The sequence below is a fragment of the Kothea flammea genome, from assembly GCF_052161645.1.
Taxonomy (GTDB): Bacteria; Planctomycetota; Planctomycetia; order Pirellulales; family Pirellulaceae; genus Laterigemmans.
Genome location: NZ_CP197414.1, coordinates 7,753,421 through 7,765,720 on the forward strand (window position 1 = coordinate 7,753,421; position 12,300 = coordinate 7,765,720).

The 12,300-nt window shown below is 57.2% G+C and carries 10 protein-coding genes; 5 read left to right on the forward strand and 5 right to left on the reverse strand.

Translation table 11 applies throughout. The features are described from left to right. The first annotated feature begins 75 nt into the window (after positions 1 to 75). The 3 genes from SH139x_RS28950 to SH139x_RS28960 all read left to right on the forward strand — a co-directional run bounded on the left by SH139x_RS28950 (position 76) and on the right by SH139x_RS28960 (position 5,481). Positions 76 to 1,680, forward strand: a complete 1,605-nt coding sequence (locus SH139x_RS28950; protein WP_488353191.1) for a 3-keto-alpha-glucoside-1,2-lyase-like domain-containing protein — start codon at positions 76 to 78, stop codon at positions 1,678 to 1,680. Between the two features lie 6 nt (positions 1,681 to 1,686). Continuing rightward, positions 1,687 to 4,176 carry a peroxiredoxin family protein gene (locus SH139x_RS28955; RefSeq protein WP_488353192.1) on the forward strand — a complete coding sequence of 830 codons (2,490 nt, stop codon included), beginning with the start codon at positions 1,687 to 1,689 and terminating at the stop codon, positions 4,174 to 4,176. A gap of 69 nt (positions 4,177 to 4,245) precedes the next feature. Continuing rightward, entirely contained in the window at positions 4,246 to 5,481 is a 1,236-nt protein-coding gene (locus tag SH139x_RS28960; RefSeq protein ID WP_488356122.1) for an MFS transporter, read from the forward strand. Here SH139x_RS28960 and SH139x_RS28965 read toward each other — a convergent pair. The 3 genes from SH139x_RS28965 to SH139x_RS28975 form a co-directional block, all read right to left on the reverse strand. Continuing rightward, a complete protein-coding gene (locus tag SH139x_RS28965; RefSeq protein ID WP_488353193.1) occupies positions 5,472 to 6,512 on the reverse strand; it encodes an alpha/beta hydrolase in 1,041 nt (346 codons plus the stop codon). The two genes, SH139x_RS28960 and SH139x_RS28965, sit on opposite strands and share 10 nt — an antisense overlap. 105 nt (positions 6,513 to 6,617) lie before the next feature. Beyond that, a complete protein-coding gene (locus SH139x_RS28970; protein ID WP_488353194.1) occupies positions 6,618 to 7,439 on the reverse strand; it encodes a biotin--[acetyl-CoA-carboxylase] ligase in 822 nt (273 codons plus the stop codon). Next, the gene (locus tag SH139x_RS28975) at positions 7,436 to 8,212 is read right to left on the reverse strand and encodes an NRDE family protein (RefSeq protein ID WP_488353195.1); all 777 of its coding nucleotides are present in this window, start codon (positions 8,210 to 8,212) and stop codon (positions 7,436 to 7,438) included. Before SH139x_RS28975 ends, SH139x_RS28970 begins: the two co-directional genes overlap by 4 nt. Before the next feature lie 339 nt (positions 8,213 to 8,551). On the opposite strand from SH139x_RS28975, the gene SH139x_RS28980 reads away from it, so the two are divergent. Continuing rightward, entirely contained in the window at positions 8,552 to 8,842 is a 291-nt protein-coding gene (locus SH139x_RS28980) for a FliM/FliN family flagellar motor C-terminal domain-containing protein (protein WP_488353196.1), read from the forward strand. Positions 8,843 to 8,855: 13 nt separating this feature from the next. On the opposite strand, the gene SH139x_RS28985 is transcribed toward SH139x_RS28980, so the two are convergent. Then, the gene (locus tag SH139x_RS28985) at positions 8,856 to 9,935 is read right to left on the reverse strand and encodes a hypothetical protein (RefSeq protein WP_488353197.1); all 1,080 of its coding nucleotides are present in this window, start codon (positions 9,933 to 9,935) and stop codon (positions 8,856 to 8,858) included. A 58-nt stretch (positions 9,936 to 9,993) separates the two neighbouring features. Then, on the reverse strand, positions 9,994 to 10,734 hold the full coding sequence (locus SH139x_RS28990; protein WP_488353198.1) for a tributyrin esterase: 741 nt from the start codon (positions 10,732 to 10,734) through the stop codon (positions 9,994 to 9,996). 165 nt (positions 10,735 to 10,899) lie between these two features. On the opposite strand from SH139x_RS28990, the gene SH139x_RS28995 reads away from it, so the two are divergent. Continuing rightward, positions 10,900 to 12,288 carry a glucuronyl esterase domain-containing protein gene (locus SH139x_RS28995; RefSeq protein ID WP_488353199.1) on the forward strand — a complete coding sequence of 463 codons (1,389 nt, stop codon included), beginning with the start codon at positions 10,900 to 10,902 and terminating at the stop codon, positions 12,286 to 12,288. Positions 12,289 to 12,300 lie beyond the last annotated feature (12 nt).

Genomic DNA, 12,300 nt, shown 5'->3' on the forward strand with positions numbered 1-12,300 from the left:
CGCATTGCTCCTGGGCGTCCAAAATACATCTCCTGGCTTCTGCTCGCACCTCCCCCGCACCGACATTCTCGCGCCATGAACATTTTTTCCACGCGACACTTCGCGACAGCACCGCTGGCCCGCACGGTCCTGCTGGTCGGCTTCTTGACGCTCGCGCCCCAAGTGCTGGCTCCACATTTGGTCGAGGGGCAATCGGTCCACGCTCAAGGGCCGATCCGCGCGTTGGTGATCGACGGTCAAAACAACCATAATTGGAAAGTCACCACGCCGTTGATCAAGCAAACGCTGGAGGCGACGGGGTTGTTCGAAGTCGAGGTCGCCACCGCCCCGGCAGCGGGGGAGCCGATGGAAACTTTTAAACCAAATTTCGATGCCTACGGCGTGGTCATTTCAAATTACAATGGGCAGCCATGGGCGGCGGCAACGCAGACCGCTTTTGAGCAATTCATCGCCGGAGGGGGTGGCTTCGTCTGCGTGCATGCGGCGGATAACTCGTTCCCGAAATGGCCAGCTTACAATCGTATGATCGGTCTCGGTGGCTGGGGGGGCCGAACTGAGAAAGATGGTCCTTACGTGCGGTTTGCGGAGGGGCAAATCGTTCGCCAACCCGAACCAGGACGTGGCGGTAGTCATGGCAGGCGACATCCATTTACCGTCGTGCTTCGCGATCAAAGTCACCCCATAACGGCTGGACTGCCCACCGCGTTTATGCAAGCCGAAGATGAGCTCTACGCCGAACTGCGCGGACCCGCGGAAAATCTGCACGTGCTGGCAACCGCCTTCAGCGCGACAGAAACGGGTGGCACCGGACAGCACGAGCCAATTCTGATGACGATTCACTATGGTAGTGGCCGCGTGTTCCACACCACCCTTGGCCACGACGCAACCGCTATGCAAGGCGTCGCATTTCAAGTCACTTTGCAACGCGGAGCCGAGTGGGCTGCGACCGGCAACGTTTCTCAACCAGCCATCGATCCGCAACTGCTGTCGAATCAAAAAGCGATCTTGCGCGACCCGGCAACCCTGGGAGCGGGGGCCAAATTGGTCGCTGCCACCGAGATGCCAAACCCGCGAACGGAAGGCTGGAAGTCACTCTTCAACGGCCAAAACCTCGACGGCTGGAAACAACGCAACGGCACCGCCAGCTACGCGGTCGAAGGTGATGTGATTGTGGGGCGCACAGCGGTTGGCAGTCCTAACTCGTTTCTCTGCACCGAGGCTGATTACCGTAACTTTGAACTTACCTTTGAGGTAAAAGTAGATGATGGTTTGAATTCAGGTGTTCAAATCCGCTCTTTAAGCTTGCCCGAATTTCAATCCGGACGCGTGCATGGCCCACAAGTTGAAATCGAAGCCTTGAATGATGCAGGCGAGGGCGATGCCGGCTATATCTATAGTGAAGCCACCGGCCGGCAATGGCTGAGTGTGGAGCGCCCAATCCAAGATGCATTCAAGAACAATCAATGGAATCGCTATCACGTGAGGGCTGTGGGCAACCGTCTGCAGACTTGGGTGAACGGACGAAAAATCGAAGACCTCACTGACGACGAATCCTCGTTAGTCGGGTTCATCGGTTTGCAAGTCCATGGCATCGGCAAGGATGAAGGTCCCTACGAAGTACGTTGGCGTGATTTGAAAATCCGCCCGCTTGCTGACGACGCTGAAGTTATTTCGGAATAATAAAAAATGCTGCTCTTGCCACGTTCGATTCACCCGCTGCCAATCACCCGATTGCTGTGGGCCGCTGCGCTATTGTTGTGCCTCGCACCGAGCGGCTCTCCAGCCCGTGCCGAAGACAAAGCCCCCGCCGAGGACAAAACCACCGAACCGGAAGCGGCCGAAACGGATGTGCTCGCAGGGCACAGCTATCATGGCGAAGCGTTCAACGCGGGCCCTCGACAAGCCGCCGTGCTGATCGACGGTTTGGGGAATGTCGATTTTAAGACCTCCGCCAAGGAAGAGCAGACGCAAAAATTATTCGACCAGGGAATCGCCGCCCTGCACGGGTTTTGGTATCTGGAAGCCGAACGCTCGTTCCGCCAAGCAGCAGCCCTGGAGCCCGATTTGGCAATCGCCTACTGGGGCATGGCTTTGGCCAACACGAACAACATCGACCGGGCCCGCGGCTTTATCAAGGAAGCGGTCGAACGCCGAGAGCATGCCAGCGAGCGCGAACAGATGCTGATCGACGCGACGGCAAAAGTACTGAAGGATCCTGGCAAAGAAGAATCAAAAGAAGCGAAAGAACGCCGCCGCCGCGATTATTTCTCCGACCTCGAACGCGTGCTTGATAAATATCCCGATGATATTGAAATCAAAGCACTGTTGGCGGTTGAGATGTGGATGGCTAATCGAGCGGGCGTGCCGATCGTCAGCTACTACGCCGTCGACGCCTTGCTCGACCAAGTCTTCGCCGCCAATCCAATGCACCCAGCCCACCACTACCGGATTCACTTGTGGGATTCGCGGAGAGCCGAAAATGCGCTCGAGTCGGCCGCCCTGTGTGGCCCTTCGCTGCCGGGAATCGCCCATATGTGGCACATGCCTGGGCACATCTACTCGCGCCTCGATCGCTACGCCGATGCCGCTTGGCAACAAGAAGCTTCCGCCCGCGTTGATCACGCCCACATGATTCGCACGCGACTGATGCCCGACGAAATCCATAACTTTGCGCACAACAACGAGTGGCTGACTCGTAATCTTATCTTCCTGGGGCGAGTCGACGATGCCCTCGAGCAAAGTCGCAATTTGGTGGCCATGCCCCAGCACCCAAAATACAACTCGATGACCGCCCGCGGGAGTTATCGGTACGGGCGCATTCGACTGCTGCAAACCTTAACTGAGTTTGAATTGTGGGACACGCTGATCTCTGAAGCTAACGGGCCCTACCTGTTGCCAACCGACGATCAGGGCTGGCAAAACGAACGACTCGCTTGGTTAGCAGTGGCTGAGCATTTGACCGGCAACACCAAAGCGGCCCGCTCTTATGATCGCCAACTGCGCAGCCGCTTGCTCGATCTGCAAAACCAGCAAATAGAACTGGAAGCGAAGCAAGACGGCGAACAACCAAAGTCAACCGAGGAAGAAGACAAAGAAGAGGAAGTTGCTGGCGAAGAAGGAACTGCTAGCGAAGAGACCACCGAGGGAGATGCTGCTGAGGGAGATGAAGCAGCGGCTGAAGAAACCGAAGTGGAACAAACCGAAGCCGAGAAAGCAGAAGCTGAGAAAGCGGCCAAGAAAGAGTTGGAAAGAGAAATCTCAAGGAACAAGGCCGACATTACTGAGCTGGAAAAATACATTGCTTTACAGCGTGCCGCGGCAGCCGTAGCGGCCAAAGATGCCAAAGCTTTCGAAGAACAGATCGGCAAAGCGGGGCGGATTGAAGCGACCTTGAAGGCATCTTGGTTGGCCCAAGTGGGCAAACAGAAAGAGGCCAAAGAGGAACTGGAAAAGTTGGTGAAGGACAAGCAAGGACAAGTCCGTCCCTTGGCAATTTTGGTGCACACGCTGTGGCAGCTTGAGCAACGTGAGGACGCGGTGGCTCGTTTTGAAGAGCTGCGAAAATTGGCCGCTGATGCCGATCTGACAACGCCCCTGTTGGCGCGTTTAACTCCCGTCGCCGAACATGCTGGACTGTCTGGCGATTGGCGGATCCCCTATGAAGCGCCAGATGACTTGGGACCCCGCCCCGACCTGGAGAGCTTGGGACCGTTTCGCTGGAGTCCTTACCAAGCCCCCGAGTGGACCGCTTACAGTTCACAAGGCGATGAAATCACCGATCAACAATATGAGGGTAAGCCTCGCATCGTGATTTTCTATTTGGGCTTTGGTTGTCTGCACTGCGTGGAGCAGTTGACCGCCTTTGCACCACTGACGGAGGATTTCTCCGCCGCCGGTATCGAGATCGTGGGAATCAGCACCGAAAATTTGGCCGAATTACGCAAGGGTATGGATCGCTATGAGGAGAGCATTCCGTTTCCGTTGCTAGCCAGCGATGAGCAGCAAGCGTTCAAGGACTATCGTTGTTGGGACGATTTCGAGAACCAACCTTTACATGGCACCTTTTTGATCGACGCCCAGGGGCGAGTTCGCTGGCAAGACATTGGTTACGAACCATTTACTGACGGCCAATTCTTGTTGGAAGAAGCAGAGAGATTGCTGGCGTTGCCAGAGTAACGACCATATCTGCTGAATACGTTCATCCATTCCCTCTAACTGCCAAACCTGTCCGTCATCACGTCTCGCCTGCCTTTCCTTCGTCGTTCACCATCGCCCGACGAATCGGCATGGGCGCCACTGTCGATTCCGATTTATCGTGCCTTTTGGTTCGCATCGTTGATGTCAAACCTGGGCACTTGGATTCATGAGACGGGCGCCGCGTGGTTGATGACTCAGTTGGACGATTCACCATTGATGGTTTCGTCGGTGCGGGCGGCGATGGCGCTGCCGCTATTAATTTTGGCACTGCCGGCTGGGGTGTTGGCAGATCGCGTGGATCGGCGACGATTGCTGATCGGTACGCAAACCTGGATGTTATGCACAGCCGCCACGCTGGCCACGCTGACTTGGCTGGAATTGGTTACGCCGAGTATCTTGTTACTGCTGACCGGAGCGATGGGGTTGGGGATGGTGCTGCACGCGCCGACTTGGCAAGCCTCGGTACCCGAGTTGGTCCCTCGGGCGCAGCTCACTTCGGCAATCGCCTTGGGTTCGATCAGCTTTAATTTAGCGCGGGCGACGGGGCCTGCTGTGGGCGGACTGTTGGTTGCTTGGCTTGGTTCATGGTCCGCCTTTGCCGTGAACGCTGGGTCGTTTGCCGGAGTGCTGGGGGTGCTATTTTTTTGGCGACGCAAGGAACGTGAATCGGCGGAAGGCCAATCATTCAAGGCTGCCTTATTCACCGGCTTACGCTTTGCCGCAGAGAACCAAACGATGCGGCACGTGCTCACCCGGGTGGCGCTGTTTGTCGTTCCCGCCAGCGGTCTTTGGTCCCTGCTGCCGCTGGTCGCGCATGACTTGTTGAACTGGGACGCGTTAGGTTACGGCATGCTGGTCGGTGGCATCGGAGTCGGCGCGGTGGTGGCGGCTGGCTTTATGCCTTGGGCCCGTTATCGCCTGGGGGTCCCCGGAACGCTGCTGTTAGCACACTGTTTAGCCGGGGTCTCGCTATTGGGGATCGCGGCAAACTGGGGCGGACCATTCACGCTGGGGTTAATGCTGGCGGCCGGGGCTGGCTGGATGATGGCGCTCACCAGCCTCAATTCGACCGCTCAATTAGTTTTGCCACGCAACCTACGAGCCCGCGGCATGGGCTCGTACTTGGCCGTATTCGCCGCTTCGATGAGTGGCGGTTCGTTGCTTTGGGGGGCGATCGCCCGCTTTGCCGGCCTGCAAATTTCCATCATGCTGGCCGGCTTCGCAGTCTTGCTACTCGCCATCGTTGGCTGGATGTTCGCCGGCGTCGGCACCGATCACTCGTAACCCTGCCACATCCAAACCAGGGTATCCGCCAAGGTGTGCTCGAACACCTGTTGATCGCAATGCTTGCTGGCACGGCTAAAGACATAGCGATAGTCATAACCTTTGGCCTTCAGCGCAGCGGCTGTGCGTTCGTTGGCCATCACCCAGTTGTGATAACTCTCTTCGGGATCATTCGCTCGCAAATCATTCTCCGAGACGTGCGTAAAAATCCGCAGCGGTTTCCGTTCACTGTTCTCGATCAGCTTCATGCTGGAATGATATTCCCAAGCACCCAGGGGATAATCAGCCTCCTCTGGCGCATCATCATCTTGCTGATCGACAAAGGTGCCCGAGTAGGTGATCAAGCGGCGAAAGAGATCGGGGCGAAACCACCCCATCGTCAGCGCCGCGGCGCCTCCGGAACTGCAACCCATGACGGCTCTACCCCAGGGATCTTTGGTGAAAGTCAAATTCGGGTAAGCGGCTTTGATTTCTGGATTTGCCAACACGGCGGGCAAGACTTCGTCATTAATAAAGCGGGCCAAACGATCGGACATCGTGTCGTACTCCAGACCGCGCTGACTCCCCTTGCTATCATCACCACCGTTCTGCACCGATATCACAATGAACGCGGGCAAGCGACGCGCCGGGTCTTTGGAGATGGTCAAATTATCGAGCGCGTGACGAACCAAGTTTAAACGACTCGGTCCATCATGCATGACTAAAATTGGAGCCTCGGTACCCGGTTGATAAGCGGCCGGCACATAGACAAAAATCTTCCGTTCTTCGCGGACCTTTTTCTTTGCATCCAGCGTGGAATCGTCGCCGCGGAAGATGGCGCTCTCCGCCAACGGCATGCTGAATTCAAACGAGCGGCCTTGAGGATTACCACGATCGGCCAGATCGGGATCAAGCCTAAAATCAGGCCCGACGACGAAATTACCATTGCCCAAATCGCTTGCCGTCGCTTCCGCTGGCTCATCAGCAACAGCAAGTTTCGCGGTAAAAGCCAGGCTGGCGGTGAGACCCAGGCTAACACAACATAAACTCACCAGGAAAGCTCGCTGGGGCAGGACGCGCTGGGACAGGAAAGATGACTGTGATGGCATGAGGATTGATACCTTGCATGATACGGAAAGAGGAGGGGGAGTCACAGTTTAACTGCTGGCGACGCGGATAACCTCGCCTGATTGAATTTGCTGCAATTGGCCATCGACGAGGACCCGCAACGCGCCGCTGGGATCGATCCCTTGGCACAACCCGCGAAGCCGAGCCGGGCCCTGCTGCAAGGTAATTTCTTTGCCGGTCAAGAAACAGCGAGTCTCAATCGTCTTGACCAGCTTGGCAAACTGGTTATCGAGTTGAGCGTTATCCGCACCGCTGAAAGCCGAGAGGTGATCATCCAGCCGCTCTAAAATCAGAGGCAACAACTCGTAGCGATCGAGTGGACGATTGGCGATTGCGGCTAAGCTGCGAGCCCGCTTGCTAAGCTGGGAGTCCGCTGCTGCAATCGCCGGAGTTGTGAAATCGGTCGCCACGTTCACCCCCACGCCGATGACCACGCGGTGATCACTGCCGGCCGCGCTTTCCACCAAGATCCCGGCGGCCTTACCGCCCGCCACGTAGACATCATTCGGCCATTTCAAACTGGCTCGAACCGGGGGAATAAATTGCTCAATGGCCTCGGCCACCGCCAGCCCCGTGATCAATGCCAATCGCGGTAGCTGTGACTTGCTGAACTGCAACCGCTGGGCTGAATCGAGCAGCGAGAAGGTGAGCGTGCCGGCGTCGGCGAACCAACTGCGACCCGCCCGCCCGCGGCCGCCAGTTTGCAGATCGGCCAGCACGAGCAAAGGGAGATCCTCGGCAGGGATTTGCTGGCTATGTTGCACAGCCCAGCTGTTGGTCGAATCACACTGGGAGAAATGCTGGACCGTCGCCGCGTAACCGCCGGCCCAAGCAGTTCTAATCCCACTCAAGCGGTGCGAGCCTTAGAACGTGACTCTCGCAAACCACGGCTGAGAATGTCTCGCAGCATGGGCGAATAGTCTTCGTACTTTGCTTGATCGGGAGCACCCGAGGAGAACTGATAGATTGCGTCCCGGGGCTTGACGCCGAGAGCGATCAGGGTGCTGCTAACCGTACCATGTTCGCGACCACGCAACACCATGCTGGGACGCCCCGGACCGACTGGCGATCGGGCGAAAACCTTACTGGCAACAGCCAAAAACTTGACTGGCGAATCGAGTGTCTGCAAAGTCAACAGCCGCCGCGCCATCTGCACGCGTTCATCAGTCGGATCATTCAAATTGCGTGAACCGACAATGTTCAAACCTTCCTCGAGCGGGACAACTTCCTGCTCTTCTTCGGAGTGAATTACAAAGCCCGCTTTTCCGTCAGCGATGACAACGTTACATCCTTCGAAACGAGTCTTGCTTAACTCAGTCAACGCTTTGTCGAGCGCTCTGCGAGACGATGTGCAGCGAAGCAGATCAAGGCAAAGCTGGCCGCGTGAACGATGTCCAAACAAGGGCATCACGGTGGCCCGGTTGCAGAGCCCCACGAACAAACCGTTTTGGTTGACTCCCAACCAAGTCCCGCCAGCACGTTGATCTATGCCGGAGAGTACTCGGGGCTTACCCGACTGAATCGAGGGGGGCAGACTAGGGCGGTCATAATACTCCTCACGGTTGGCGGCAACTAAGATTGGACTTTCAGGAACGAGCTGGTACTGAACGGCGAGGAGGCACATCTCGGCTTTTCTTTCGCTTTCCAAAGACCAATGAAACAAGGCATGCGAGCCCGATGCGGAAGCGGTTGTTCACGGACAATTAGCTTCGATCAGACAGGGCCCAATTTAGCCTTTTTACCCCGGCAAATGCACCCCCCACAGAGGGGCTAGCGGCATTTTTTCACGCTATTTCTGGCAAACTTTGACGCTCCCATGGTGAGTTTCCGGTCTGGACTGTAGTGAACGGCCCCGATTTGTCGATGAGAGGCTCTGGGAGTGGCCTCTGACAAGGCCATTTCTGTCCCAAAATGAGTATCCGCCTCCATTCCGGCATTGGCCGGACAGCGATAGCCAAGTTTCATGTCGAGCATTCCAGCCGATCCCGATCGCGAAGTCTCCTTGAACGGATATCAACAAAGCGTCCTCGAAGTCCGAGCGACGGTAGCCGTTACGTTAGCACACAAGGCTGTGCCGTTGTCGGCTGTGCTGGAACTGGTGCCCGGTGCGATGATTCAATTCGACAAGAACTGTGACGAACCATTAGTGCTGGAAGTCGGTGGCCACCCGATCGCCACGGGCGAAGCGGTTAAAGTGGAAGACAAGTTTGGGCTGCGAATTCGCGGCTTTGATATCGCCACGGAAGAGGACTGACGGCCGAGCCAGTTCAATTGACGCCGGCCACACCGGGGAGAGCTGACCCGGTATAATTGACAAGAAACTTGCGATTGAGTTCTGCCACACCGCCGGCTCCAGCGGCTTCGATCCATTGCTGCGTTTTGGCGATACGTTGCACCAGCAATGTCAGGTCGATGTCGGCCGTTTGTTGATCGGCGGCCGTGGTCACCACACCCAAATTCGCCGCTGCCCATTCAGCGCTCGATTGCCGGCGTTTGGCGGGCGTGATTAGATCGCGGCACCAGTGATCGATGGCAACGAGATCGGCTCCCAGGGCCAGCAGTTTAACAATATCTTGTTCATCGGTATCGGGCGGTGGAATGACGGCCAACTTGACTGCCGAGGATTCGACTTGTTGCAAACGATCGGCGGTTGCCGCGACCACTTGGAGGAACGCGACTGCTTGGTCTGCAGGCCAGCGATCGGCCCGCAAGCAGATCAGGTCTGGCTTTGCCGGGAGGATGCGAGCGAGATCCGTAGCCGCGCGGTAAGCCTCGATGCTGACGGCGACCAAGGCGGTCGGATTGAGTGCCCGCAGCTGCTCCACTTTGCCCCCCAACTTTCCCACCTCGGCCACGTCGGGTGGCCAACAGAGTGCGTCGAGGTCTCCAAAAGCCTGCATTGCCCGGTCCGCCATCCGCGCGGCGCGCTGATCCCAACGCCGCATGGTGTTCGCCGAATAACGTGGCAACCCGGTCTGAACTTGGCGTGGTAACGTGAGCCGGATATCAATGATGCGCGCGTTAGCGAGGTCATCGAAATGGAGTCCGAAGCGTTCCGCGCGATAGGGGCAGATTGTTAGCTGCAACGGTGACGGAGAGTCTGCTTGTTCATCGTCCGTGTGATGAAACTCGCTTTGCAAGCCAGCCACCGAAACTCCCAAACCGTCGAGATTATCAGCCACGTAGCGGGCCACTTCGGGGGGCCGTTCGCACCAAGGCAAATCGTAGGCAATCAACGGCAGGGGCAACGCGACTTGCGTTGACAATTGGACTCGCAGGCGGTTTGCCACGCTCCGGGTTGCGGCTTTTCCAAAGGTCGGTCGCGTCAGCTCTAGGAAGTCGAACATGGTGCAGCCAAAGAAATTGTGATCGGGCTTTAACGGTACTCAGCGTGAGCCTGGAGACTTATCGCCAACTGGGATTAATCTCACCACGCGGGCGGTTCGCTTCCTCGCGCAGCGTAACCTCGGAAACGATGCGGCGAAAATCTTTGACATCTCCCCGAATGCCGGCGTTGATCAACAACAGCCCAAGCCGCAATTTCTCGCGCTCACGTAGTGGTGCTTCACGGACTCCACGCCCCAGCATGTTGACTTTACCGCGAATAAAAATAGTCGCACCACGCATCAAGTCGCCCAGCCCCCCGTCCGCATCGCCACCAATCACGATGGTGCCCCACAAAGCTCTGGCTGCTGCCTGCGATCCCGCGTTGCCGCGAATAAAAATTTCACCGCCCCGCATGGCCGCACCGCAATCAGGACCAGCGTTTCCATAGATGGCCATGGTGCCGCCGGACAGCGCGGTACCGGCTCCGACTCCGGCGCTCCCACGCACTCGTAACGAACCTGAGATCATGCCCTCACCACAACCGTCACCCACGTCACCTTTGATGACAACATTGATCCGTCGATTGAAGGCAAACGCGTAATCTCCCAGCGGCCCGTCGACCTGCAGGTTGCCCTCCAAATCCAACCCCATCAAAAAATGTTGCTGTCCATCGAAGCCAGTTAACTGGAGCGTGGTGTCGGAGTTGGCGTGCTGTTGCAGAGCGGCAACCAAGGAAGCATCTCCGAGCGCGGACGGAGAGAGAGTTACCACCTGCTTGGCTGATTCCGGCTGGGGCGAATGGTCTGTCGGGTCGTCCATGGCTTACATCCGCGGGTGACGATCAACGAGTTAAATGGGTCCAGGGTGATTTACGGTGATTCGCGTGGGATGGTTGCGCCCGTTACCATCAAGGATACTCGAAAGGTCGGCTCAGCGCCCTCCGTCCCACCCTAGAACCCTCCTTAAAATTTGGATTAATCAACAATGGTGAAACATAAGTGGCACGCTCGCCCCGATCGTCACCCATCCCTAAACCGCCGCCTACTGACCGCGGCACTGGCCAGCAGCATGGCAATGGCGGCGACATTTTCCCATAACTCGATGTTCACAGCGGCCAATGCCCAATCGCCCCTTGGCGAAAACGACGGCGGCACAGACGCTGAGGCAAAAACCTTGCAATTACCCGGTTGGCAAGCGGATGGGAAGTTAGTTGCCGATTTACAAGCTCGTTCCAATCACCCGTTCAACTACGACGAAGCGGCCGTTCCCGAGTACGAGTTGCCTGACGTGCTGGGAGCCGCAAGCGAGGACTTTACAGCAGCCCAGTGGCCGGCTCGCCGGGAAGCGTTGCTGGAACAGTTTCGCGGGCATGTGTACGGACGTCGCCCCGCAGCGAACCCTGAGGTATTTTTCCAGTACGAAGCCGCTGCATTCGATCCCACGGGAGGCAAAGCGATCGGCAAGCGATTGCTTTGTCGCATTCGCTTGGGCGAACGGGAATTTGCTTTCCCATTCTTGATCTACACGCCTCGCCAAAGCCAGCAATCCGCTAGCCCCGAACCGATGCCGCTGGTGGTGTTGATCAACAATCGCGAATTCCCCGATCCCCAAACCATGGGTCCTGAAGCGAGTGGATTTTGGCCGATCGGGTTGCTGATTGACGCCGGCTTTGCGACGGCGGTTTTTCACACCTCAGATGTCGATCCCGATCGGGCAGACGGCTACGAGGAGGGTATCCGCGGGTTCTTCGCCGAGAATGCTCCCCGTGGCGATGAGAGCTGGGGATCGCTTTCCGCTTGGGGCTGGGCAGCCAGCCGGGTGCTCGATTTCGCTCTCAAGTATGAAAACATTGACCCTCAACAGACGGCCGTGGTGGGACATTCACGCGGTGGCAAGACGGCGTTGTGGGCTGCGGCGGAAGATCCGCGTTTTAAAATTGCTTATGCCAACGAATCAGGCTGCGGAGGAGCAGCTCTCTCGCGGCGACGCTACGGCGAAACCATTGCTCGGATCACCTCGGCCTTCCCGCATTGGTTCTGTCCGAAACTGACCAGCTATTCTGATCAAGAAGATCGCTTGCCAGTCGATCAACACCAATTGATCGCCCTGCTAGCTCCGCGTTCCGTTTACGTGGCCAGCGCGGCGGAAGACTTGTGGGCCGATCCACGGGGCGAGTATTTATCAATCGTGAAGGCGGCGCCCGCCTTCCAATTATTGGGCAAAGCATCGATCACCGATCCCTCCATGCCGCCGCTCGATCAACCGCGGCACGTGGGCGCCACGGGCTATCACATCCGCCCGGGTAAACACAATTTGACGCGGCACGATTGGCAGTACTTTTTGCAGTTTGCCAAGTCACAGTTTGCTAAATAAACATCATCTGCT